Annotated in this window: 22 protein-coding genes; 6 read left to right on the top strand and 16 right to left on the bottom strand. The window is 69.3% G+C overall.

Going from position 1 to position 24,182, the window contains the following annotated elements:
• Window positions 1-16 precede the first annotated feature (16 nt).
• Both AC07OA_RS01250 and AC07OA_RS01245 read left to right on the top strand, forming a co-directional pair.
• Window positions 17-814 carry an AraC family transcriptional regulator gene (locus AC07OA_RS01250; protein WP_494661942.1) on the top strand — a complete coding sequence of 266 codons (798 nt, stop codon included), beginning with the start codon at window positions 17-19 and terminating at the stop codon, window positions 812-814.
• A 64-nt stretch (window positions 815-878) separates the two neighbouring features.
• Window positions 879-2,870, top strand: coding sequence for an alpha/beta hydrolase family protein (locus tag AC07OA_RS01245; RefSeq protein ID WP_494661941.1), 1,992 nt, complete (start codon window positions 879-881; stop codon window positions 2,868-2,870).
• A 203-nt stretch (window positions 2,871-3,073) separates the two neighbouring features.
• Here the strand turns inward: AC07OA_RS01245 and AC07OA_RS01240 are convergent, their stop codons facing one another.
• Window positions 3,074-4,741: a glycoside hydrolase family 9 protein gene (locus AC07OA_RS01240; protein ID WP_494661940.1), complete on the bottom strand. Its 1,668-nt coding sequence runs from the start codon at window positions 4,739-4,741 to the stop codon at window positions 3,074-3,076.
• A 91-nt stretch (window positions 4,742-4,832) separates the two neighbouring features.
• On the opposite strand from AC07OA_RS01240, the gene AC07OA_RS01235 reads away from it, so the two are divergent.
• A complete protein-coding gene (locus tag AC07OA_RS01235; protein WP_494661939.1) occupies window positions 4,833-5,561 on the top strand; it encodes an alpha/beta fold hydrolase in 729 nt (242 codons plus the stop codon).
• A 42-nt stretch (window positions 5,562-5,603) separates the two neighbouring features.
• Here the strand turns inward: AC07OA_RS01235 and AC07OA_RS01230 are convergent, their stop codons facing one another.
• Both AC07OA_RS01230 and AC07OA_RS01225 read right to left on the bottom strand, forming a co-directional pair.
• Window positions 5,604-6,986, bottom strand: coding sequence for a glycoside hydrolase family 47 protein (locus tag AC07OA_RS01230; RefSeq protein ID WP_494661938.1), 1,383 nt, complete (start codon window positions 6,984-6,986; stop codon window positions 5,604-5,606).
• 51 nt (window positions 6,987-7,037) lie between these two features.
• Window positions 7,038-7,679 carry a carboxymuconolactone decarboxylase family protein gene (locus AC07OA_RS01225; RefSeq protein ID WP_494661937.1) on the bottom strand — a complete coding sequence of 214 codons (642 nt, stop codon included), beginning with the start codon at window positions 7,677-7,679 and terminating at the stop codon, window positions 7,038-7,040.
• Between the two features lie 251 nt (window positions 7,680-7,930).
• Here AC07OA_RS01225 and AC07OA_RS01220 point away from each other — a divergent pair, with 251 nt between their 5' ends.
• Entirely contained in the window at window positions 7,931-8,809 is an 879-nt protein-coding gene (locus tag AC07OA_RS01220) for a 3-hydroxybutyryl-CoA dehydrogenase (RefSeq protein ID WP_494661936.1), read from the top strand.
• A 12-nt stretch (window positions 8,810-8,821) separates the two neighbouring features.
• Here the strand turns inward: AC07OA_RS01220 and AC07OA_RS01215 are convergent, their stop codons facing one another.
• The 5 genes from AC07OA_RS01215 to AC07OA_RS01195 form a co-directional block, all read right to left on the bottom strand.
• Window positions 8,822-9,202: a type II toxin-antitoxin system VapC family toxin gene (locus AC07OA_RS01215; RefSeq protein ID WP_494661935.1), complete on the bottom strand. Its 381-nt coding sequence runs from the start codon at window positions 9,200-9,202 to the stop codon at window positions 8,822-8,824.
• Between the two features lie 69 nt (window positions 9,203-9,271).
• Entirely contained in the window at window positions 9,272-9,559 is a 288-nt protein-coding gene (locus tag AC07OA_RS01210) for a hypothetical protein (protein ID WP_494661934.1), read from the bottom strand.
• Window positions 9,560-9,599: 40 nt separating this feature from the next.
• Window positions 9,600-11,480: a ferrous iron transport protein B gene (feoB, locus tag AC07OA_RS01205; RefSeq protein WP_494661933.1), complete on the bottom strand. Its 1,881-nt coding sequence runs from the start codon at window positions 11,478-11,480 to the stop codon at window positions 9,600-9,602.
• 3 nt (window positions 11,481-11,483) lie between these two features.
• Window positions 11,484-11,804 carry a FeoA family protein gene (locus tag AC07OA_RS01200; protein ID WP_494661932.1) on the bottom strand — a complete coding sequence of 107 codons (321 nt, stop codon included), beginning with the start codon at window positions 11,802-11,804 and terminating at the stop codon, window positions 11,484-11,486.
• 115 nt (window positions 11,805-11,919) lie between these two features.
• Window positions 11,920-14,076, bottom strand: coding sequence for a TonB-dependent siderophore receptor (locus AC07OA_RS01195; RefSeq protein ID WP_494661931.1), 2,157 nt, complete (start codon window positions 14,074-14,076; stop codon window positions 11,920-11,922).
• 347 nt (window positions 14,077-14,423) lie between these two features.
• Here AC07OA_RS01195 and tipF point away from each other — a divergent pair, with 347 nt between their 5' ends.
• The gene (gene tipF, locus AC07OA_RS01190; RefSeq protein ID WP_494661930.1) at window positions 14,424-15,683 is read left to right on the top strand and encodes a flagella assembly cyclic-di-GMP phosphodiesterase TipF; all 1,260 of its coding nucleotides are present in this window, start codon (window positions 14,424-14,426) and stop codon (window positions 15,681-15,683) included.
• A gap of 204 nt (window positions 15,684-15,887) precedes the next feature.
• Here tipF and AC07OA_RS01185 read toward each other — a convergent pair whose 3' ends face one another.
• The 3 genes from AC07OA_RS01185 to AC07OA_RS01175 form a co-directional block, all read right to left on the bottom strand.
• Window positions 15,888-17,513, bottom strand: a complete 1,626-nt coding sequence (locus tag AC07OA_RS01185) for a TonB family protein (protein WP_494661929.1) — start codon at window positions 17,511-17,513, stop codon at window positions 15,888-15,890.
• Window positions 17,514-17,586: 73 nt separating this feature from the next.
• Window positions 17,587-17,976 carry a hypothetical protein gene (locus AC07OA_RS01180; RefSeq protein WP_494661928.1) on the bottom strand — a complete coding sequence of 130 codons (390 nt, stop codon included), beginning with the start codon at window positions 17,974-17,976 and terminating at the stop codon, window positions 17,587-17,589.
• A 63-nt stretch (window positions 17,977-18,039) separates the two neighbouring features.
• Window positions 18,040-19,149 carry a hypothetical protein gene (locus AC07OA_RS01175; protein ID WP_494661927.1) on the bottom strand — a complete coding sequence of 370 codons (1,110 nt, stop codon included), beginning with the start codon at window positions 19,147-19,149 and terminating at the stop codon, window positions 18,040-18,042.
• 159 nt (window positions 19,150-19,308) lie between these two features.
• Here AC07OA_RS01175 and AC07OA_RS01170 point away from each other — a divergent pair, with 159 nt between their 5' ends.
• Window positions 19,309-19,776: a GNAT family N-acetyltransferase gene (locus tag AC07OA_RS01170; RefSeq protein WP_494661926.1), complete on the top strand. Its 468-nt coding sequence runs from the start codon at window positions 19,309-19,311 to the stop codon at window positions 19,774-19,776.
• A 6-nt stretch (window positions 19,777-19,782) separates the two neighbouring features.
• On the opposite strand, the gene AC07OA_RS01165 is transcribed toward AC07OA_RS01170, so the two are convergent.
• The 5 genes from AC07OA_RS01165 to AC07OA_RS01145 form a co-directional block, all read right to left on the bottom strand.
• A complete protein-coding gene (locus AC07OA_RS01165) occupies window positions 19,783-19,974 on the bottom strand; it encodes a hypothetical protein (protein ID WP_494661925.1) in 192 nt (63 codons plus the stop codon).
• A 273-nt stretch (window positions 19,975-20,247) separates the two neighbouring features.
• On the bottom strand, window positions 20,248-20,541 hold the full coding sequence (locus AC07OA_RS01160) for a GIY-YIG nuclease family protein (protein WP_494661924.1): 294 nt from the start codon (window positions 20,539-20,541) through the stop codon (window positions 20,248-20,250).
• Between the two features lie 311 nt (window positions 20,542-20,852).
• Entirely contained in the window at window positions 20,853-22,484 is a 1,632-nt protein-coding gene (locus AC07OA_RS01155; protein ID WP_494661923.1) for a serine hydrolase, read from the bottom strand.
• A 72-nt stretch (window positions 22,485-22,556) separates the two neighbouring features.
• Window positions 22,557-22,901 carry a hypothetical protein gene (locus AC07OA_RS01150; protein ID WP_494661922.1) on the bottom strand — a complete coding sequence of 115 codons (345 nt, stop codon included), beginning with the start codon at window positions 22,899-22,901 and terminating at the stop codon, window positions 22,557-22,559.
• 314 nt (window positions 22,902-23,215) lie between these two features.
• On the bottom strand, window positions 23,216-24,109 hold the full coding sequence (locus AC07OA_RS01145) for a LysR family transcriptional regulator (RefSeq protein ID WP_494661921.1): 894 nt from the start codon (window positions 24,107-24,109) through the stop codon (window positions 23,216-23,218).
• Window positions 24,110-24,182 lie beyond the last annotated feature (73 nt).

The raw sequence follows: 24,182 nt of genomic DNA, 5'->3' as shown, positions 1-24,182 counted from the left end.
TCGGCGCGAAACGGCCATGGACCTCTCATCGCTCGATATCGGCCTGGTCACCCTGGTCGACCCCCGCACGCGACCGCCAGCCGGCGCGATCGTCCAGGACCGCTACGACCTGGACTGCCCCTGGCACCACCACGACATGCACCAGATCCAGTACGCCTTCGAAGGGGCGATCACCCTGGAGGATCCGCACGGCCGCCACCTGCTGCCGCGCAGCCTGGCCGGCTGGATCCCCGCCGGGGTCACCCACCGCGACAGCGTCCGCAAGGTACGCTCGGTCTCGTTGCTGCTGGCGCCCGAGCTGGTGCCCGACGCCGGCGACCGGGTGCGGGTGATCCGGGTCTCGCCGCTGATGCGCGAGATGATCGCCACGGCCGTGCGCTGGCCCATCGACCGGGCCCAGGACGAAACCGGCGCGGCCTTCTTCGCCGCCTTCGCCCGCCTGTGCCGCGAGTGGATCGCCGACGAGGCGCCGTTCACCCTGCCCACCTCGACCGATCCAGTGCTGCAGGCCGCCATCGCCCATACGCGGGCCCATCTGGCCGGAGGCTCGTTCGTCGAGGTCTGCCGGGCCGCCGGCCAATCCGAGCGGAGTCTCCGCCGCCGCTTCCGCGCGGGCCTGGGGACGGGCTGGGAGAACTACCGCCGCCGCGCCCGGCTGCTGGCCGCCATTGAGGCCCTGGGCGACGAGCGCCGCTCCATCGCCCAGATCGCCGCCGACGTCGGCTTCGAAAGCCAGAGCGCCTTCGCCAAGGCCTTCCAGCAACTGACCGGCGAGACGCCCGGGGCGTTCCGGCGGCGCGCGGCCTCAGCTTGACTATGGGCTTGCGCGGCGCCCGTGGCGCTGCCTATCAAGGATCAATCCTTGGTAGAGAGTCCCCATGTCCCGCGTATCCCGGACCGCCCTGACGAGCCTGACCGTCTCGGCGCTTGCCCTGTCCACCGCCCAAGCCGCCGACCTCGACGCCGCCAAGGCCTTCGGGGCGCGCGAGACGGTGGAGCAGATGAGCCTGTCGCCCGACGGCATGTCGGTGGCCATCGTCCAGCCGCTCCAGGACGGCCAGGCCTCGGCGCTGTTCGTGGCGCGGCTGGACGGCTCGGGCCAGCCCAAGCCCATCCTGAGCTCGACCGGCAGCCCCGACCGCCTGCGCCGCTGCAACTGGGCGTCCAACACGCGCCTGGTCTGCCAGATCACCGTGACCAGCCTGACCCAGGGGGCGGTGCGGATCAGCTATTCGCGGATGGTCGCCCTGAACGCCGACGGCGCCAAGGTGCAGGAGCTCAGCGCCCAGACCACCGGCCAGGAGCTGGGCTATCGCCAGAACGGCGGCGAGGTGATCGACCTGATGGCCGACGAGGCCCATCCCGGCTCGGTGCTGATGACCCGCGACTACATGCCGGAATTCGCCACCGGCACCCGGCTGTCCAACCAGAAGGACGGCCTGGCCGTCGAGCGGGTGGATATCGAGACCCTGGTCCGCACGCCCGTCGAGCCGCCGCGCGGCGGGGTGGTCGACTACATCACCGACCAGCACGGCGCGGTGCGGATGTTCGGCCTGCAGCCCAAGACCAACAACGGCTACGCCAAGCCGGTGATCAACTACCAGTATCGCCTGAAGGGGAGCGACGCCTGGCAGCCCTTCGGCGCCTACGACTTCGAGGCCAATACCGGCTTCGCCCCCGTGGTCGTGGATCGCGACCTGAACGTCGCCTACGGCTACGAGTGGGTCGGCGGACGCCAGGTCGTCAGCCGGGTGTCGCTGGACGGAACGCTGAAGCACGAGGTGCTGGTGGCCCGCGACGACGTCGACGTGGACGGCCTGATCCAGATCGGCCGCCAGGGCCGCGTGGTCGGCGCCAGCTACGCCACCGACAAGCGCCAGTCGGTGTTCTTCGATCCGGCGTTGCAGAAGCTGTCGGCGGCCCTGTCCAAGGCGCTGCCGGGCCATCCGGCCGTCACCTTCGTGGACGCCAGCGCCGACGAGACCCGCCTGCTGCTGTGGGCCGGCAGCGACGTCGATCCGGGCCGTTACTATCTCTACGACAAGACCACGCGCCAGCTGAGCGAGGTCATGCCGGACCGTCCCGAGTTGACCGGCGTCAAGCTGGCCGCCGTCCAGGCCGTCACCTACAAGGCCGCCGACGGAACCTCGGTCCCGGCCTATCTGACCCTGCCGCCGGGCAGCGACGGCAAGAACCTGCCGGCCATCGTCATGCCGCACGGCGGACCGGCCTCGCGCGACGAGTGGGGCTTCGACTTCCTGGCCCAGTACTTCGCCCACCAGGGCTTCGCGGTGCTGCAGCCCAACTTCCGCGGCTCCAGCGGCTATGGCGAGGCCTGGTTCGAGGACAACGGCTACCAGTCGTGGCGCTCGGCGATCGGCGACGTCAACGACGCCGGCCGCTGGCTCAAGGACCAGGGGATCGCCGCGCCGGGCAAGCTGGCGATCTTCGGCTGGTCGTACGGCGGCTACGCGGCGCTGCAATCGTCGGTGCTGGACCCGGACCTGTTCAAGGCCATCGTCGCCGTCGCCCCGGTCACCGACCTGGAGAGCCTGCGCGAGGAGTCGCGGCCCTATACCAGCTTCAAGCTCCGCGACGCCCAGATCGGCCACGGCCCGCACGTCAAGGAAGGCTCGCCGGCCCAGAACGCCGAGAAGATCAAGGCGCCGGTGCTGATGTTCCACGGCGACCGGGACGTGAACGTGGGCGTGGGCGAGTCGCGGCTGATGCTGTCGCGGCTGAAGGCGGCGGGCGGCAAGGTCGACCTGGTCGTCTATCCGGGGCTGGACCACCAGCTGGACGATAGCAAGGCCCGCGCCGACATGCTGGCCAAGGCCGACGCCTTCCTGCGGGCCTCGCTGGGGCTGTAGGGGGGATCAGCGTTCATGCGCCTTCTCAATTTCATCGTCATTCCCGCCCTCGTGGCGGGAACCCCTCTGTCCGCCGCAGGTGCGGTAGGGTGGCGCGCTAGCGCGCCAAGGCATTTCACTTGCGAGCTGAACCAGGGGTTCCCGCCACAAGGGCGGGAATGACGGGCTAAAAGGAGGGCTGAGCGTCTTCCGTCGAGCGCCCGCTAGAACCCCAGCAGCCCCGCCGCCAGCAGCAGGGCGGCGTTCTCGCTGGTCTGGCCTTCGTTGGAGGCCCACGAGCCGTCGTTCTCGCAGGCGTCGACGAAGCACCGGGCGGGTGGCGTCCCGGCCTCGATCACCGCCTTCAGCCGGGGATCGGCGCCGGTCAGGCCGGCGTTCGGCCCGCCGCTGGCCCAGCCCGGGATCACGATCCCCCAGACCCGGCAGGCCCAGTGATAGGGGCGGCGGGTCACCCGCTCGCCGTGGCCGGTGACGAAGCCGTGGTCCAGGGCGTTGCAGCCCAGCACGTAGTCCAGCAGCCGCTGGGCGGTGTCGCGCGCGGCCTCGTCGCCCAGCTCGGCGGCAAACAGGCAGACGACCGCGGTGTTCAGGGCCAGCTCCACCGAGCCCCAGATGTAGGCGTCGACCCGCAAGGTGTAGCCGTAGGGATCCTGGGAGACCTCGGCGGCGATGGCCGTGGCCGCCTTCAGGATCGCGTCACGCGCCGTGGCCCCGACCTGACCCGGCGTCCGCGCCAGGCTCATCACCCCCAGCACCTGCGGGCCAGGCCAGAAGAAGGGGAAGACGCCCAGGGCCTTGATCGCCGCGTCGGCCCGGGCCCGCAGCGCCGGATCGCTGGTCTCCACGGCCATTTCGCAGGTGGCCCACAGGATCTCCTGGCGGGGGTCGGGATCGGTATAGGCGTAGTCGTCGTGGGCGACGGCGGGATTGGCCTCCAGCCAGGTCCAGGCGCGCCGGGCGGCGGCCTTGCAGCGGGCGGCGAACGGCGCGTCGAAGGGGGCGAAGACGCGGGCGGCCTGCAGCATCACCCCCACGAAGACCCCGGCGTCCAGGCTGCCCGCGCCCCGGGCCGAGCGCGGATGCGGATCGGCCTGCGGCGGCTGGCCCCAGGCATAGGCGCCGTTCGAGTCGACCTTGTGCAGCACCGAGCCGTCGGTGTTCTGCACGCGCAGCAGCCACTCCAGGCCCCAGCGCGCCTGTTGCAGCAGGTCGGGCAGGCGGGGCCAGCCGGAGGGGACGTCCAGCTTCAGGGCGGTGGCGCGGGCCGGACGCAGGACGTGCAGCCACAGCATCTGGCTGACGCTGATGGCCGCCATGTGGGTCCACTTGCCGTAGTCGCCGGCGTTGTACCAGCCGCCGGTCAGGTCGCGCGCGGCGCCGTCGACCAGGATCGCCGCGTCCCCGGCATGGCCGGCCGCGTGCTTGAGCCCGGTGACGGGATCGTCCACGGCGACATTGGCGCGGATCAGGTGGAAGGCGCGGGCGGCGTCGCGGACCAGGGGCGCATAGAGGTCGTCCGCGATCCCGAACGGATGCGAGGCCGACGTTCCCACCTTCACCCGGTAGCGGCCCGGCGTGACCAGGGCCGAGAAGTCGCCGGTGCGCACGTGCTCGCCGGTGGTGCGGGTCAGGTCGTGGACCGCGCGGTCGAGCCAGCCCTCGAAGACGGCACGGCCCGACAGGGTCTCCACCCGGAAGGGCAGGGCCTGGGTGTCGGCCGCCGGTACAGGCAGGACGAACCGCTTGCCGGCCTTGGGCAGGAAGCCCAGCTGGTTCAGCCTCGGGACGTCGGGGAGGGGCGCAGCCGCCGTGGCCAGCAGGCCGATCCCGCCGGCCAGAACGCCCCGCCGCGACACCGCTCCGTCCGTCATCGCGTGCTCCCCCGGCGGTCGACAGCCTGGCCGCACCTCTGTATCGCATCAGAGACAATCTTCAGTAGAGAGTACAGGGGATCGGAACGACATGCCCTTCGTCACCCATCGCGGCCAGCGCATCCACTACACCGTCGAGGGCGAGGGGCCGCTGGTGGTGCTGCAGCACGGCCTGTTCATGGACGCGGAGAGCTGGCGGGCCAACGGCGTGGTCGAGGCCCTGAAGGGCCGCCATCGCGTGGCCTGCGTCGATTCCCTGGGCCATGGCCTCAGCGACAAGCCCGCCGACCCGGGCCTCTACGCCCAGCCCCAGCGGGCCGGCGACCTGGCCGCCGTGATCGATGATCTGGGCGAGGCGAAGGCCGCCGTCTTCGGCTATTCGATGGGCGCCTGGATGGCTGTGGGCCTGGCCAAGCACCATCCGGAGAAGGTCTCGCGCCTGGTCGTCGGCGGCTGGGACCTGGTGAACGGCCCGCCCAGGACCCCGCAAGGGCCGCTGACCTTCGACATCTTCTGGGCCTTCGCCAAGGCCACCGCCCCGGCTTTGACGGCCTGGGTCACGCCCGACATCGAGCCGGCCATGCGGGCCTGTTTCGAGGCCTTGTCGTCGCAACTGGACGGCGCGGCCGAGGCGGTGCTGGGCGGCGGCTTCCCGGTGCTGCTGTGGGACGGCGAGCAGGACCCCTATCATCCGCCGATGAAGGCCTTCGCCGAGGCCAACGACCTGCCGTTCCTCTCCAGCCCCGGCGGCCACGTGCCGGCCATCGACACGCCCGGCGCGGAGACCGTGGCGGCCCTGGCGGCGTTCCTGGCGGGGTGACACCGATTGGGGACACACGCATGCGTGTGTCCCCAGCCGCGCCTAGAGCTTCTTGAACCCCCGCAGCACGTTGGCCTCGGTGCTCAGCTGCAGCTTGCCGTAGTCGATGCGCGGCGTGTCGGAGAACAGCAGGTAGTAGTACTTCATCTGCTCGGACCACCAGTAGCCGGGGCAGTTGTCGCCCTGGGTCATCGGGGTGGTGGTGATGTCCTTCAGGGCCGTGTAGCCGAAGGCCGCGCGGCTGGTCTTTTTCATTTGCACATAGTGGGCGCCGGCCAAGCGACGGTAGCGGTCGTCGCGGTCGCCCAGCCACAGGTTCAGGCAGGCGTCGGGATATTCGGGGCGCAGGCCCGTGGCCTTGCGGCGCGCCTTGCCGGTGGTGACGTCGATCGATTCCGGGATCACGCCGTAGGCCGCCTGCATCGCCGTGAAGGTGGCCAGGTAGTTGTCGCCCTGGGCCTTGCGCCCCACTTGGCCCAAGAGGCCGGCATAGTAGGCGGCCAGCTCGCTCTGGCTCGTGCCGGTCACCGCCCCGGTCTCGAAATCGACCATCGGGAACCACAGGCGGCCGTCGTAGCGCTTGGCCTGGTGGGCCAGCTGAGCGTCGACGCACTCGACCGCCCAGCGCTTGCAGTCGGCGTCGCCGAACAGCTCCCAGGCGTCCCAGAGGTATTCGTAGAAGCTGTCGGCATAGATATCGATGCTGGCGTTGCGGCTGGTGAAGGCGCCCGTCTCGGCATGGAGGTTGGCGGCCATCAGGCCGATCTTGGAGCGGCGGTCCAGGGCGTGGCGCATGGCCCGCTTGGCCATGTCGAAATACTTGCGGTCGCCGGTGAGCTGGCTCAGCACGCCGAATTCGGAGAGGTAGGTGCCGATCTCGGCCAGGTTGGTGTCCGGGTCGCTGACCGCCCCGGTGCGCAGGTTCACATAGCGATAGGGCAGGCCGTGCGGCGAGGCCTCGAAGGCCTTGGCCAGGCGGTCGGCGAGGTCCCGGGCCTTGGCCAGCAGCACCGGATCGCCGCAGGCCAGGTGGGCCGAGAGGAGACCGCCGACCAGGCGGATGTTGGTCTCGAAGACCTGGGCGTTGCCGTCGACGTCGAAGTCGAGGCTGGTCTTGACCCAGTCGACGCCCGCCTGGAACTCGGCGTCCAGCCCCATGATCCACAGGGTGTCCAGCGCCTCGACCAGCGACAAGCCCAGGTCGTGGCCCTCGACGAAGAACGACTGCGACGTGCCGCTGACCGGGTTGATCTCGTCCTTGCCCCAGGCCTTGGCGACGTAGCCTTGCCAGGCCCACTGGAATTCCGACCGGACGTCGGCGGCCAGCCGGTCCCAGTGCTCCTCGGGTGGTTCGGCGAAGGCGGGAAGGGCGGCGGCCGAGGCGACCAGGGTCAGGGCGTGGCGGCGGGAGGGGCGCAGGTTCATACAAGGAGCTTAGGCGCTTGCTCCGAACGCTGTCACCGTCCCGCACCCCGCCTAACGCCGCGTCAGCCCCGGATTGCCCTCGCTCAGCCGCACGCGCAGGGCGTTCTGGATCATGGCGGTGGCCACGTACTGGCCCACCATGGCCAGGTATTCGATCAGTTGGGGTTCGTCCCAGGCGACGGCCAGGGCGGCCCAGGTCTCGTCGGAGAGCGCCTGGTTGGACAGCAGTTCCTCGACCCCGGCCAGGATCGCGGCCTCGTGCGGGGTCCAGCCCGGCGCGGTCGAGCCCTGGGTGGCCCGCTCGACCTCGTGGTCGGTCATTCCGTAGCGCTTGGCGATCACCACGTGCTCGCCCCACTCGTAGGGCGCGCCCAGCAGCCAGCCGATGCGCAGTATGGCCAGTTCGCGGTCGCGCGGCGGAATCCGCCCCGTGAACAGCACGACCCCCATCCGCATCTGGCAGGCGAAGACCTCGGGATGCTTGGCGACGGTGCGGAAGTATTCGTGGATCACCGGCGGCCGGTAGGCGCCGATGGGGGCCTGGACCTCCTCGATCAGGGCCTCCAGCTCGGGGCCCAGGCCGTCGGGCGCCAGGGGCTCGATCCGCTGGGGCGCGCCGTTGATCTGGGCGTCGCGCGCGGCCAGGGCCGCGGCGTCCCAGTCGCCTTTGCGGCCGATGAGCGACCCGTCCATGCCTTGCTCTCCCAGGTCGTGGCGGACTGACCATAACGCCCCTGGGACCCGGCGCCAGGACGGCCAGAAAGATCGCGCGGAGGCGATGTCGTGCGGCCGGAAAGCTTGTCCGACAACGCTTTCCGCTGCGTCGCAGCAAAGCCTTGGCGAGTGTGGGGTTGCTCGTGCTAGAAAAGCGGGCATGAACTTTGGCGCGGGCGCACGACGCCTCGCCACGCCTCGAACAAGGCCCAATAGCAAGGCTTGTCTGAATGACGGATATCAAGACGGTCGGCGTGATCGGCGCCGGCCAGATGGGGTCGGGGATCGCGCATGTCGTCGCCCTGGGCGGTTATGACGTGCGCCTGCACGACGTCTCGCGCGAGCGCATCGACGCGGGCCTGTCCCTGATCGAGAAGAACCTGGCCCGCCAGGTCGGGCGCGGGATCATCGACGAAGCGGCCATGACCGCCGCCCTGGCGCGGATCACCGCCGCCGAGGACCTGGCCCTGATCGGCGCCACCGACCTGGCCATCGAGGCGGCGACCGAGAACGAGGAGATCAAGAAGTCGATCTTCCGCAGCCTGCAGCCGCACCTGAAGGAAGGCACGCTGCTGGCCTCCAACACCTCGTCGATCTCGATCACGCGGCTGGCCAGCGCCACCGACCGCCCCGAGCGGTTCATCGGCCTGCACTTCATGAACCCCGTCCCGCTGATGAAGCTGGTCGAGATCATCCGCGGCATCGCCACCGACGTGCCCACCTACGAGACGGCCGTCAACTTCGCCAAGTCGCTGGGCAAGATCACGTCCAACGCCGAAGACTTCCCCGCCTTCATCGTCAACCGCGTGCTGGTGCCGATGATCAACGAGGCGATCTACACCCTGTACGAGGGCGTGGGCACGGTCGACGCCATCGACACCGCCATGAAGCTGGGCGCCAACCATCCGATGGGCCCGCTGGAACTGGGCGACTTCATCGGCCTGGACACCGTGCTGAGCATCATGAACGTGCTCTACGAGGGCCTGGCCGACAGCAAGTATCGCCCTTGTCCGCTGCTGGTGAAGTACGTCGAGGCCGGCTGGCTGGGCAAGAAGGCCGGCCGCGGCTTCTACGACTACCGCGGCGAAGTGCCGATCCCGACCCGCTAGTCGGAACAGAGGCTACCAGAGCGTCGGGACGCCGTAGGCGGTCACGAACGGATCGCGCGTGACCAGACGCGCGCCCGCACGCGTCGCCTGGGCGACAAGCAACCGGTCCCACGGGTCCCGATGGATCATCGGAAGGCGGGCGGCGTCGCGCGCGTCCTCCCACGAGATGCTCAACCAAGCGAAGCCCTGGGCCTGGACAACAACGCCAAGATCTTTCGCGACCTGCTGCAGCTCCGCATCGCGCGGACGCTTGTATTCGATCTCATAGGCCGCCACGGCGCTGGTGAGCACCTCGTTGGCCTCGTCCGAAATGGCGTCGAGCGCCCGCGCTGACAGCCTGGAGCGATCGGCCAGGCTCCAGATCAGGGCGTGCGTATCCAGCAGCAAGCGCATTGGCGATCCCAAGTGATCACTTATCTGGAATGATGGAGCGGCGGCCGTCGCGGGCCAAAACTGAAACGATCAGTTTTGGTCGGATGGCTCTTCAGGCGGAAAGATGGGGCTATCCACCTCGGCCAAGGTGTCCGGGTCCGGCCCGATGAACAGGTCTTCCGGAAGGTCGAGCTTGAGGTGCTCCCAGAGGCCGAGCTTGCGCCGTCCTTTCGACGGGACAAAAGCCGGCTCCGACGGGGGCTTGGCGATTGCGACAGTCTCGCCGTCGGACATCAACATGACCTCCTCGCCTGCCCGAACATGGACGACGAGTTCAGCCATCGCATCCTGCGCGGCGGTGTCGATGCGGATCGTCATGGTCAGAACCTAGCACAAGGCCAGGCTCCGCACGACTCCCCTAGCCCGCCCCCATGGCCACGGCGATGTGGTAGGTTGCGAACGAGGCCAGATAGGCCAGACCCGTCATGTAGAGGAACATCACCGAGGGCCACAGCCAGCCGTTGGTCTCGCGCTTGACCACGCCCAGGGTGGCCGCGCACTGCGGGGCGAAGACGTACCAGGCCAGGAACGACAGGGCGGTGGCCAGCGACCACTGGTGGCTGAGCAGCACGCCCAGATGGGTGCCGGCCTCGTCGTCGCCGCCGACGGCGTAGACCGTGCCCAGGGCCGCCACGGCCACTTCGCGGGCCGCGAAGCCCGGGATCAGGGCCACGGTCATCTGCCAGTTGAAGCCGATGGGCGCCATGACCGGCGCGATGAAATGGCCGATGCGGCCGGCGAAGCTGTAGTCGATGGCCGGTCCCGTCGCGCCCTCGGGCGGGTAGGGGAAGGTCGACAGCACCCAGACCAGCACCATCAGCGGCATGATGATCCGGCCGGCGCGGCTGAGGAAGATCTTGGCCCGCGTCCACAGGTTCATCAGCACGTTGCGCGGCTCGGGCCAGCGATAGGTCGGCAGCTCCATCATGAAGGGCTCGACCGTGCCGCGCCAGAACACCCGGCGGATGACGAACGAGACCAGCAGGGCGAAGACAATGCCGCTGGCGTAGAGGCCGAACATCACCAGGCCCGGCAGGCTGAGCACGCCCCAGACCTTGGTGTTGGGTATGAAGGCGCCGATGATCAGGGTGTAGACCGGGATGCGCGCCGAGCAGGTCATCAGGGGCGCGACCAGGATGGTGGTCAGGCGGTCCTGCTTGTTGTCGATCACCCGCGTCGACATGATCCCCGGGATGGCGCAGGCGAAGCTGGACAGCAGCGGGATGAACGCCCGGCCGTGCAGGCCCGCCCCGCCCATGATCTTGTCCATCAGGAAGGCCGCGCGGGTCATGTAGCCGCTGTCTTCCAAGAGCAGGATGAAGAAGAACAGGATCAGGATCTGGGGCAGGAACACCAGCACGCTGCCCACGCCGGCGATCAGGCCGTCCGCCAGGAAGCTGGCCAGCAGGCCCTGGGGCAGGTGCTCGTTGACGAAGCCGGCCAGGGCCGCGAAGCCGCCGTCGATGGCGTCGGCCGGCACGGTGGCCCAGGTGAACACCGCCTGGAACATCACGAACAGCAGGGCGAACAGGATCACCAGGCCGCCCACCGGGTTCAGCAGCACCGCGTCGACCTTGCCCGTCACGGTGTCGGGACGCTCGGGCGGCTTCACGCAGGCCTTGAAGATGCGCTGGGCTTCGGCGTGGGCGGCGCGGATCTCGCCGGCGGTCGGCTCGCGCCAGACGTTCTCGTGGGCGCCGGCATGGCTGGCGGCCAGGGCGCTGGCCTTCTCGACCAGCTCGTCCAGGCCACGCTTGCGGGTGGCCACGGTGGTGGCGATCGGGGCGCCGATCTCCTGGGACAGCCGCTCCAGGTCGATGCGCAGGCCCTGGCGCTGGGCGATGTCGAACATGTTGAGGGCCAGGACGAACGGCCGGCCCACCTGCTTGAGCTCCAGCACCAGGCGCAGCACCAGCCGCAGGTTGGTGGCGTCGGCCACGCAGATCACCACGTCGGGCGCGGTCTCGCCGGCCAGGCGCCCCAGCACCGCGTCGCGGGTCACCACCTCGTCGGGGCTGCGGGCGCGCAGGGAGTAGGTGCCGGGCAGGTCCAGCACGTGGGCGCCGCGACCGCTGGGCAGGGTCAGCACGCCTTCCTTCCGCTCGACGGTGACGCCGGCGTAGTTGGCGACCTTCTGGCGGGCGCCGGTCAGGGCGTTGAACAGGGCGGTCTTGCCGGAATTGGGATTGCCCACCAGCGCCAGGCGGGCGGGGCGATCTGCGACGAGCGTGTCGGTCAAGGCCTAGATCTCTTCGAACTGAACGGTGACGGCGCCGGCTTCCCGGCGGCGCAGGGCCACGCGCATGTCGTCGACGCGCACGGCGATCGGGTCGCGCCCGAACAGGCCCTCGTGCAGGACCTCGAACGCGGCCCCCTCCACGAAACCCATCTCCAGCAGGCGGCGCTCCAGCTCCTCGGGGTCGATGGCCTCCGAATGGCCGGTGGTCCCGCTGACCCGCACGATCACACCGCGCTGGCCCTTGCTGGCCGTGCTCAGCGGTCGCTCGGCGCCCCTGAGGGCCGTGGGTTCGGAAAGGTCGGAGGTCGAGACAGCGTCGGACATGGTCGCACCAAAAAACTTGAGAACGATTATCAGTCCAAGGTCACGCTGTCATGTCACGAATAGGGCGGGGCGTCATGGACGCCCCGCCCCTTCGATATCGGCGATGCGGCCTGGCCTAGAAGGCGTACTTCAGGCTCACCGTGTAGTTGCGCGGCGCGCCGTAGCGGTACTGGCTGTAGAAGCCGGTCTGGGCGTAGTAGGTCTTGTCCGTCACGTTCTCGGCGTTGGCCTGGACCGACAGCTGCTCGTTGATCTCGTAGCGGGCCATCAGGCTGACGGTGGCGTACGAACCCTGGCGGAAGCTGAAGGGCGCGCTGGTCACCGGGTTGGTCGAGGCGCTGTAGGCCTCGCTCTGCCAGTTGACGCCGCCGCCCAGGGTCAGGCCTTCCAGCGCGCCCGACAGTTCGTAGGTGGTGAACACCTTGAACAGCTGGCGCGGGAACGAGGTGTTGACCTTGACGTCGTTGACGTCGCGCATCTGGAACTGGCTGTAGCCCAGCGAGACGTTCCAGTTCTCCAGCGGCTTGCCGATCACTTCCAGCTCGAAGCCCTTGCTGGTCGCGCCCTTGGCCGCGATCGAGGCGCGGGTGGGGGGCGAGGAGCCCGGGATGATGTGGGTCAGGTCCGGGTCGGTCTGGGCCAGGTTGTCCTGCACGATGCGGAACACCGCCACCGTGGTCTGCAGCCGGTCACCGAAGAAGGCGCTCTTCAGGCCGCCTTCCAGGCTCTCGCCGGTGATCGGGGCCAGATAGGCGCCCGTGTAGTCCTGGGCGTTCTGCGGCTGGAAGATCTCGGTGTAGGCGGCGTACAGGCGGTGGTTGGACGACACGTCGTAGAGGGCGCCGACATAGGGCACGAACATGTTGTCGTCGCCGAAGTCGAAGGTCCCGTAGTTGAAGCCCTTCTGATGCCAGCTGGCCACGCGGGCGCCGGCCACCACCTTGAAGGCGTCGGTGACGTTCAGGCGGGTGGCGGCGTAGTAGCCGGTCTGCTTGATCGTTTGGTCGACGCGCGGGATGGCGGTGGTCGAGAAGGTCGGGTGCGGGATCGCCGTCCAGGTGTAGAAGCTGCCCGCCGGATTGAACGAGGCCGCGTCGGCGTCGAAGCTGTCGGTGGTCAGGTGCTGCTTGCTGGCCAGGGCGCCGGCCACGAATTCATGCTGGCGGCCGAACAGCGAATAGTCGCCCTTCAGCTGGACGTCGACGCTGTTCTGGATGCTCTCGCCGTCGTCCCGGTAGGGATAGGGCGCGTACTGCCAGTTGCCGGTGGCCTTGTCGATCAGGCCCGACATGTAGAGCAGCTCGGTCGTCTGGGCGTTGCGCATCCAGTTGTAGTTGACCGTCAGCGACCAGCCGTTGGCGAACTTGTGCTGCAGGTTGGCGAAGACGTTCTGGTTGGTGGTGTCCCAGTAGCTCCACTTGGCCGAGGCGGTCTTGGAGCGATCCCAGATCGCCACCGAGCCGTCCGAGAAGAAGGTGGGCAGCGCGCCCCAGGCCGGGGCGTTCGGCGCGCCCTTCTGCTGGCTGGCGCCCACGCGCAGCAGGGTGTTGTCGTCCAGGTCGGCGTCGATGACTCCGTACAGAACGCTCTTCTCGTTCTTGTACCAGTCGATGAAGTTCTCGCCCTTCTCGTACTTGGCGACGGCGCGGCCGCGGATCTTGCCGCTGGCGGTCAGGGCGCCGGCGACGTCGGCCTGGGCCTGGTAGGTGTTCCAGCTGCCGACGCTGGCGTTCAGATAGCCGGTCAGGTCGGTGGAGGTGGCGTGCTTGCGCACCAGGTTGATCGAGGCGGAAGGGTCGCCGGCGCCGGTCATCAGGCCGGTGGCGCCGCGCACGATCTCGACGCGCTCGTACAGCGACACGTCGGCCATGGTCTCGCCGGCGCCGCCGGCCAGGGTCCAGCCGGTGGGCACGCCGTCGATCTGGTAGTTCTTGATCTCGAAGCCGCGGGCGTTGAACGTGTTGCGCACGTCGTCCACCTGGTTGGCGGCGACGCCGACCGTGTTGGTGACGATGTCGGCCACGGTCTGCATGTTCTGGTCGAGGATGCGCTGGGCGGTGATCACGGTCACCGACTGCGGCGTCTCGCGCAGGGTCAGGCCCAGGCCGGTGGCGGTGTCGATGCGCTCGTTGATCGTGTACGAGCCGGTGATGACCACCTCGTCGACGTGGGTGTTTTCGCCTTGGGCGGCGGTGGTGGTCGTCTGCGCCATGGCCGGCGCCGCGAGCGCCAGGAAAGCGCCGCCCGCCAGCAGCGTGGTCTTCAAGAACATAAGCCCCATCCCGTGGAAGAGGTGGGGCTTCCTCCAACCGACGCCGACCGGAAACCCCACGAAAAATCAAAGCCGCCTGTGCCGACGGTACGAGGGGCTAATACCAATCCATTTTCGCAAATGCAAATGACTCGCAATATGCAACCGAAGCGTCACGAAGCCGGCGATGCGCCCATCGACAGGCCAGGGAGATCCGGATCGCCTCGCGTGCGTTAACCTTTCGTCGCGCGTTCACGACAAGCTGATTTGTGGTTAAGGCGCGGCGTAATGGCTCAGAGTCGTTAATCTGTTCGACTCACGGCCAGCGCGACTCGCATACTGAGCTTGACGATTCGTAGGGAACTCGAATGCGAAGGCTGATGCTGGCGCTGCTGACCGGCGCCTATCTCTGTCTGGCTCTTGTGACCTCCCTGGCCCTCTGGCGCATGGGAGCCGCGCCCGCTGTCGGCCTCTCGGCCTTCATCGGGACCATGGGCCTGTGCTTCGCGATCCATGCCGTGATCGCCAACGCCCTGCAGGGCGCGACCCTGCGCGTCGACATCGAGACCATCCGCGAGGCCCACGGCATCCTGCTGGAGCAGGTCGAGAAGGTGGACGCCCGCATCAGCGGCCTCTTGGAAAGCGTCGCCGACGACGCCCAGCGCCGTTCGGCCGAACTGACCAGCGAGGTCCACCAGCTGGAAGACCTGGTCGTGCGCATGAGCGAGCGGCTGGAGCACCAACTGACCTACCAGGTCGAGGTGGCCCGCAGCGAGCCGCGCGGCCGCTCGCCCCAGTCCAACGCCCTGCTGGAAGTGGTGCAGGACGCCCTGGCCGAGAACCGCGTCGACCTCTATCTGCAGCCGGTGGTCAGCCTGCCCCAGCGCCGGACCGTCTTCTACGAAAGCTTCTCGCGCCTGCGCGACGACACCGGCCGCATCATGATGCCGGCCGAGTACCTGGCCGTGGCCGAGCCCGAGGGCCTGACCGCCGCCATCGACAACCTGCTGCTGTTCCGCTGCGTGCAGATCGTGCGCCGCCTGGCCAAGCAGGATCGCAAGGTCGGGATCTTCTGCAACATCTCGCTGGCCAGCCTCGCCGACGAGGTGTTCTTCGCCCAGTTCCTGGAATTCCTGCAGGTCAACAAGGACCTGCACGGCGCCCTGATCTTCGAACTGGGCCAGCAGGCGTTCAACGACCGCGGCCCGGTGGAGGCTCGCCACATGGCGCGTCTCGCCAGCCTCGGCTTCCGCTTCAGTCTGGACAAGGTCACCGATCTGGACCTCGACTTCCAGGACCTGGCCCGCGCCGACGTGAAGTTCCTCAAGATCGGCGCCCAGATGATGCTGGAGCAGTTGGAGGAACAGGACGGCAAGCTGGTCATCGCCTCGCTGCCAGACCTCAACGCCGAGGACTTCGCGGGCCTGACCCGTCGCTACGGCATCGAGGTGATCGCCGAGAAGGTCGAGGCCGAGCGCCAGGTCGCCGAGGTGCTGGAGCTCGACATCGGCTACGGCCAAGGCCACCTCTTCGGCGAGCCCCGCGCCATCCGCGACGCCATCCTGGCCGAGGCCGATCCCCCCCAGGACTTCATGCGCGGCGCCCTGCGCCGGCGGGCCGGGCGCTAGAGCCGGTCGACATCTAGTCGCGGCCCATCCCCCATAAAGGTCGTCATCCCGGGCCTTGTGCCCGGGACCCCTCTGTCCGCCGCAGGTGCAGCGGTGCGGCGCGCCGGCGCGCCAATGCATCTCACGTGAGAGCTGAACCAGGGATCCCGGGCACAAGGCCCGGGATGACGGGTGTTTAAGGGAATTGGCGCGACCTGGAGCGGCCTACGGCGCCATGAACTGGAACGGGATCTGGATCGGGTCGCTGCTGGGGGCGCCGTCGATGGTCATGGGGCTGTAGCGGTAGAGCTGGCTCATCTTCAGGGCCGCGTCGCCGAAGCCGTAGTCGGCCGGGCTCTCGGAGACGACCCGGCAGATGTCCGGATGCTGGTCCTTGATGCCCGCGCAGCTCAGCAGGGCGCGGCCGCCGACCTCCTCGCGGTGGGCTCTTGCGGGATAGAACCGTTCCGCGATCCCCGGCGCCGCCACCAGCGTCTGGGGCCGGTAGTCCAGCACGCCCTTGGCAACCACCGGCGGCGCGGGCGGGGCCACGATCACCTGGGGATTGGGATAGAGGCCGCCGGTGGCCAGGGTCAGCTCGACCAGGGCGCCGATCGTCGAGCGCCCCTCGTCGGTCCAGATCCGCGCGCGCAGCTTGTCCGCCGCGTCCATGGCCTGCCGGGCCACCTCCGGATCGGGCGGGGTGCTCTCCAGCACGATGCAACCTTCCAGGCGCTCGCCCTGGCCCACCTGGCAGCGCAGGCGGGACGAGCCGTTGACCGGCGGCTTCTCGGCCGGCGCGTCCTTGGGCATGCTGTAGGGCAGGGGTGGGATGGACAGCATGTCGCGCGGGTTGACCCGCAGCTGATCGACCTGGCCGACGCGGCGGTCGAAGGCGACCGGGAACGCGATCCGATGGGGATAGGCGTCGGGGGAGGCGAACCGGTCGACCAGCTTGAGGGCGGCCGCCCCGAAGCCCTCGCCGGGCGAGGTTTCCGCCACCACCCGGCAATCCTCCAGCGGCCCCTTGACCGTGGTCATGCAGTCGAGCCGCGCCGCGCCCTCCAGCCCCCGCGCCTTGGCCGCCGCCGGATAGGCGGCCTGGACCTCGTCGGGCGTCGGACCCGCCACGCGGGCGGGCGTGACCTCCGGGGCGCCCTCGAACCGCCGGCAACGCACGTCGCAGGCGAAGATCGCCGTGATCGGGAACGACATCGCCACCGGCGCGCCGTCGCGCAGGGCGGGCGTGAAACGGTAGAGCGGCGCGAGCTTCAGGGCCGCCTCGCCGAAGCCCTGGCCGGGCTGGTTCTCCTGGGAGACCGCGCAGGCCTCCAGCCGTCCGGCGACAGTCACCGTGCACCAGAGGCTGGCCGAGCCCTCGACGCCGCTGAACCGTGCCACGCGCGGCCAGGCCTCGTAGACGGCGTCCGCCGAGGGCGTCTCCACGGGCCGGGGCAGGACGTATTCCGCCCCGCCCACACGATAGGTCTTGGCCGGCTGGGGCGAGCGGAAGGGGATACGGATGGTCTGGGGCCAGGCAAGCGTCGTCTCCACCTCGCCCGGCGCGGGGGCCTCGTAGCGCTTGACTAGGGCCATCGCGGCCTCGCCGAAGCCTTCGCCGGCCGGGGTCTCCGAGACCAGGGCGCAGGACCGGATCGCCTGGCCGGCGCTCTGGCAGGTGACGACCGCCTCGCCCTCCACGCCCTTGGCCTTGGCGGCGGCGGGATAGACGGCCTGGATCTCGTCGGCGCGCAGGCGGAACACCGGCGCACCGGTCCCTTCCTGGGCGCTCGCGGCCGTGGCCAGGCACGCCGCCGAGATCGCCATCAAGGCGCTGAAACGCTTGAACATGCCCATCGCCCCCGAAGTCACGGGCGCAACCTAGAGAGTAGCGGCGGCCGCGACAAGCCGCGCGGCGCGGGTCTCAGGCGACGGGGCCGCCAGACGGCTTGGCGGGCGGAGCGCCGCCCTGGGGCGGCGTCCCCGATCCCCACTGCGTGCCGCTGGAGAACTCGAAGTTCACCCCTTCGCGGGCGGCGTCCTTGCCCAGCTCGACCACCTCGCCCAGCGGCAGGCCCTTGGGCAGGTTCAGGGTGGCCCGCTGGCGGCCGCCGTCCAGCGGCTCGACCCGGGCCTGGACCGGCGGCCCTAGCAGCTTGTGCCGGCCGATCAGCGCCTGGACCTTGTCGGACGGCCCCGCCAGCACCACGGTGGTCGAGCGCGAGCCCTGGCCCGGCCCACAGGCGGAAAGGGCGGCGACCGTCGCCAGGGCGGCGACCGCCAGAAACAGGCGCTTGGGATGGGATCGGACCATGCGAGCCTCGCGATACGGAAGGCCGCCAGCTTGAACCGCCCCGTTGCGGCCGCCAAGCCCGTCTCAGCCGCCGTAGCGTCCTCCGTAGCAGCGGCGCGCGCCGTCGAGGCTCGAGGCATAGGAGTCGTAGAGACCGCCGCAGGCCACGTCCGAGCCGTCCAGGCTGCGGGCATAGGAGTCGTAGGCGCCGCCCGCGCAGACGCGATGTCCGTCCAGGCTCCGCGCATAGGAGTCGTAGCGCCCGCCGCAGGCCACGTTCGCGCCGTCCAGGCTACTGCCATAGGAGTCGTAGGCTCCGCCCGCGCAGACGCGGTGTCCGTCCAGACTCGTGGCGTAGGAGTCGTAACGCCCGCCGCAGGCCACGTCAGAGCCGTCCAGGCTACGGCCATAGGAGTCATAGGCGCCGCCCGCGCAGACGGAGGTTCCGTCGAGGCTCGTGGCGTAGGAGTCGTAGTCGCAGCCGCAGATCACCCCGCTGGACCCGACCCTTTCATAGCTGGAGGAACCGACCTTGCAGTTCATGCGCGGCGCGGGCGGCGCCTGGGCCTGCTCGACGTCGGCTTCGGGTTGCGCCGCCGCCGGAGCCTGAGTGGCGGCGGGCGGCTGGGGCGTGACGAGGATCTTCGCCTGGGCGCCCTGGCCCTCGAGCAGGGTCGTCATGGCCGTCGCGACCCGCATGGCGGTCTCGCGGTCCGGATACCACCAGACGTTCCGGCTGCGGTATGTCACGCCGCTCGGCCCCGTGACGGTGATGCAGTCGCCGAACTGGCAACCGAACCCGACGGTCCAATGGCCGCCGTCCGGGCTCACGGTCAGGGGGAGGGCCAGTTGCTTCGGATCGACGCTGTAGGCCTCGACGACCTCGACAGGCACACCGCTGGGGGTGGGCGCGATCAACGACTCCTGGCCGGGCGGGGCGGTGATCGTCGTGACCATCGTCTCGGTCCATGTCCAGGGCGAGTTCAGCTCCGGCGCGGCCATCGACCAGACCTGGCTGGCGGGAAAGCCCCGGCTGAAGCCGGTCGCCTGGACGGTCTTGGACTGCTCCGCGATGACGGCGCGGGCGTCGTCGAGCGCGCGATCCTTTGGCGAGCCGCATCCCGCCAGCGCGAGCGCCAGACCCGCCAAGAGCGGCGCGAGGCGTAGCGCCGCCCGCGATCCCAACCTCATCATCCCCCGCTCGCCCCCTCGCAACCGTCCTTTCGAGCGGACCGCAAAGCCAGGACGGCGTCAATCGCGCGGACGGCGCGAGCGCGGCCTTGACGTGTTCCGCCCGCTGGACACCAGCGCCGAACACGTGTGTGTCCTCGCCAAGTCCCGCGGGCGAGCCCCATGCTGATCGAAGCCACCGACGCCCATTTCGCCGCCCTGATCGCCGGCGAGGATCCGCCGGGGCTGCGGGTGGCCGAGGGCGGGGTGGAGACGCCGGAGATGCTGGCCATGCTGCGCGGCCTGTCGGCCGAGGTCGGCGAGAGCTTCCAGCCCAACGCCTGGCTGATCGTCGAGGATGGCGAGGTGGCCGGGCTGTGCTCGCTGGTGCGCACGCCCTATGTCGGCGACACAGTGATGATCGGCTACGGCGTGGCCGCCTCGCGCCGCCGTCGCGGGATCGCCGGGCGGGCGGTGGGCGAGCTCCTGGCCTGGGCGCGGGGCGACTACCGCGTCTCCGTCGTCACCGCCGAGACCTCGGTCCGCAACGGTCCCTCCCAGCGGGTGCTGGAAGCCAACGGCTTTTCCCGCGTCGGCGCGCGCGAGGACGAGGAGGACGGGCCGCTGCTGATCTGGTCGGCCAGCGTCTGACGGGCTCTAGGAGAGGGCCCGGATCAGGGTGGCGAAGGCCTGCTGCATCGGCTTGAGCAGCGTCGCCACGCCCGAGGTGCTCTTGAACGCATAGATCATCCCCGCCGTGAGGCTGAGGATCAGCGCGTTCTCCACCGCCGCGCCGCCAACCTGGTCTTCAGGCAGGGCGCGGATCGAACGACGGCGGAGAAGCGGCATGGCTGTACTCTTTCGGGACGCTACGCCATGCAACTTGCAATTGTTGTGCTTGGGGTGGGGCGTCATCCCCAAGCGCCCGTTATCCCCGCACCTGTCATCCCCACCGCCCGTCATCCTCGGACTTGTTCCGAGGACCCGTCGCTCAGCTGCGAAGAAGGACGATCCGTGGAGCGGTGAGGTCGCGGCTCCACCTGACGCGATAGGTTGGCGGAACGAGGGATCCTCGGAACAAGTCCGAGGATGACGGGCGGGGGTGAGGGAGTGGGGCTGAGCTCAAACCTGTCGCGGAACCGGCGTCCAGTTGACGATGGGATCGTACAGGTCGTTCCAGCAGGGATTGTCCCGTTCGATCAGATTGATCTTCCATTGCCGCACCCAGTGCTTGAGCGTTCGCTCCCGCTGGATCGCTTCGGTCATGACGCTATGGGTCTCGAACCAGACCAGCCGCCAAAGTCCATGGCGCTTGGTGTAGCCTTCGAAGACGCCATCGCGGTGCTGGGCGATGCGGTTGAGAAGGTTGCTGGTCACGCCGACATAGAGCGTGCCGCGCAAGCGGTTGCTGAGCATGTAAACGGCGATCCACGGATATCGCTCTTCCATGACGCGAGTATGTGGCGGATATATTTGTTCTGTAAATGTTCTTTACGCTCTTCGCTCGTCGCCTCCGGTCCCCCACCGCCCGTCATCCTCGGACTTGTTCCGAGGATCCCTGTTTCAGCCGAGTTGTCGGTGCGGGTGGACGGCGACCTCACCGCTCCACGGATCATCCTTCTTCGCGGCTGGACGATGGGTCCTCGGAACAAGTCCGAGGATGACGGGCGGGGGGATGACGGGCGTGGTGGGCGTGATGGGCGGGCAGCGGGCGGGGGGCGCGCCCCCTACACCTTCGCCAATCTCAGATCCTGATAGTCATACGAGAAGTCCGCCAGCGGTGAGACGGCCTTCATGGTCGCGCCCTTCACCACCCCGTCCTTGACCTCGAACACGACGAAGGCGTCTTCCTGGGAGCGGTCTTCGAACCAGGTGCGGAAGGTGTCGCCGTCGAACAGCCGCAGTTCGCCCTTCAGGACGGGGGTCTTGTCGAAGGCGATCTTGAGGGCGGTCTTCTTGCCCCCCTTACCCTTGTTTGGGCCCGTCACCGAGACGGTGATCGTGCCGTACCAGGGATCGCGATAGGTCCCGGCATAGGCGGCCAGGGGCAGGGTGGGCGCCACCCCGCCGCCCTTGGGGGTGACGGCCTCGGCGGCGTCCTTGATCAGCTGGGCGTCCGAGGCGGCCTGGACCTTCTTGCTGGAGGCGATCCAGTCGAAGTCGCTGCGTCCCTGCAGCCGGTCGGGGCCGCCGTAACGCAGGGACCGGAAGAGCGGCGCCTCCTCGGCGTTGGTCATCACCATGATCCCCGACTTCCGTCCCGGCAGCAGGCCCGTATAGGAGATGAAACCGGCCAGGCCCCCGGTGTGCCAGATCAGCTTCTCGCCGCGATGGTCCTGGACGAACCAGCCCAGGCCATAGGCCTGCATCGACGGCCGCGCGGGGTTGTCGGCGTTGGGGCCATCAGTCCAGGCGGTGATGGTGTGGGGCTTCCACATCTCGCGGGCCGAGGCCTCGGTCCACAGCTTCACGCCGTCGGGCGTGGTCCCCAGGCCCAGCTGCGCCTCCATCCACTTGCCGATGTCGCGCGGGCTGGCGTTGACGCCGCCGGCGGCGCCCGCGGCGTCGAAGCTGCCGTCAAAGGGCAGCACCGTCTGCGGGCCCAGGCCCCGCACCGGCGGCCCCATGCGGGCGTGCGGCTCGGCCCGCGAGCGGTCGCCGATCAGCGAGGGCAGGGGCACGGTGTCGGTCATCTTCAGGGGGGTGAGGATCCGCGCCTGGACGAAGTCTTCCCACGGCTTGCCGGTGACGGCGGCGATCACCTCGCCGGCCACCACATAGAGCACGTTGTCGTAGGCGTAGCCGGTGCGGAAGCCGGTTCCCAGCGGCAGGTATTTCATGCCCGCCACGATCTCGGCCCGCGTATGGGTGGGGTTGGGCCAGATCATCAGGTCGCCCGCCCCCAGGGTCAGGCCGCTGCGATGGCACAGCAGGTCGCGCACGGTCAGCAACTTGGTGACGATCGGATCGTGCATCTCGAAGGCAGGCAGGTACTTGGTGACCGGATCGTCCCAGGCCACCTTGCCCTCCTCGACCAGCATGGCCAGGGCGGCGGCGGTCATGGCCTTGGTGTTGGAGGCGATGCCGAACAGGGTGGCGTCGGTGACCTTGTCGGTCCCGCCCATGCGCTTGACGCCGTAGCCCTTGGCCAGGGTGATCCGGCCGTCCTCGACCACGGTGATGCCCAGGCCCGGCTCGTCGGGAAAGGCGGCCATCACCTCCTGGGCGAACTGGTCGATGGCCGCGGCGGCCTTGCCGGTTTCCCGAGACCAAGCCAGGCGCGGTGTCGCGGCCAGGGCCGTGGTCCCCACGGTGGCGAAGGCCGAGAGCAGGGCGGCGCGGCGGGTCGTGGCGATCATGGGGGCGTCCTGACTGAAATCGAGGACGCAATGAAGCCTAGCCGTGGCCCGGCCACAAGCGGTCGTCGGCGGCTAGAAGCGGAACGCCATCTTGGCGCCGACGAACTTCCCATCCGGATCGAAACCCCGGGCGCGGGCGGCCCCGCTGGTGTCGGCGTTGGGCTGGATGCCGCACAGCACGCCGGAGCTGAGCACGCCCTCGTCGGCGATCTTCCGCTCGACCGAGGTGCGGGCGATGCCGGGCGGCAGGGGCGCCGGCGCGCGCGAATAGAGCACCGGCAGGCCGGGCGCTGTCAGGTCCAGCGGGCGGGGCGGGGAGGCCAGCGAGATCGCCCCAGGCTTGGCGGTCTGGGCGTGGGCGACGCCGGCCAAGGTCGCCAGGGCGAGGGCCAGGGGAAGGACGCGGGAAAGAGCCATGGCCCACCCTGCGCCCATCGTGGGCCGGACGTAAAGCGCGGCCGCCTGCGACGCTGCACCGCAGCATTGGTGCTTGAGAAATGACAACGTTGTCATTATGTTGAGGCCATCGAAGGCGACCGCGCCTTCGTTAGCTCGAAACGGAAAAAGTCATGTTCAGCCTGATCGTTCTGACCCTCTCGGCCATCAAGGCCCAGCGCGCCGCCGCCTAAGGCCGCCGCGAACGGCCGTCTTCGGGACGGCTTAGAAAGAGCCCGCGAACCTGGTTCGCGGGCTTTTTTCTTGTGCGGCGCAGCGCGGTCACGCCCTGAACCTCATCCCCTGAACCTCAGGGCCTCGACCAGCAGGGCGAAGGCCGGGGCGGGCTGGCGGCGGCTGGGGTAGTAGAGGTGATAGCCGGAAAACGGCGGGCACCAGTCTTCCAGCACGCGGACCAGGCGGCCCTCGGCCAGGGCCTCGCGGACATGGTCCTCCAGCACGAACGCCACGCCCAGGCCCGCACAGGCCGCCCTGACGATCAGCCGCGTTTCGTTGAAGATCAGCTGGCCGTCCACGCGCACGTGCAGCTCGCGCCCGTCCTTCTCGAACTCCCAGACATAGAGGCCGCCCAGGGTCGGGAAGCGCAGGTTGATGCAGGCGTGGTCGGTGAGATCGTGCGGCGCCAGGGGCCGACCACGGCGCTCGAAATAGGCGGGCGCGGCGACCACGGCCATGCGCAGGTCCGGCCCGATGCGCACGGCGATCATGTCCTTGTCGACCTGCTCGCCCAGGCGTACGCCGGCGTCGAAGCGATCGGCCACGATGTCGCGAAAGCCGGTGTCGACCGACAGCTCGACCTTCACGTCCGGATAGGCGGGCAGCAGGCGCTCCAGGGCCGGCCACAGGATGGTGTCGGCGGCGTGCTGGCTCAGCGTGATGCGCACCGCGCCGGCGGGCTTGTCGCGCAGCTCGGTGACGGCGGCCAGCTGGCTGTCGATCTCGTCGAAGGCCGGTCGCAGGCTGGCCAGCAGCCGCTCGCCCGCCAGGGTGGGGGCGACGCTGCGGGTGGTGCGGGTCAGGAGGCTGAGGCCCAGCCGCGTCTCCAGTCGCCGCACCGTCTGGCTGACCGCCGATTGCGACGAGCCCAGGCGGGCGGCCGCGCGGGTGAAGCTGCGCTCCTCGGCCACGACGAGAAAGGTGGTCAGGTCGCCCAGGTCCTCGCGGCGCATTGATAAGTCCTGCTGATAGGTTCATGCGCATCTTAGCGTCTAATCCGTATCTCGCACGCGCCTTACCTTTGGC

The organism is Caulobacter sp. GW821-FHT09B08 (assembly GCF_059418225.1).
The sequence above is the reverse complement of the archived record's forward strand: the minus strand, read 5'-3'. Positions and strand labels throughout refer to the sequence as shown.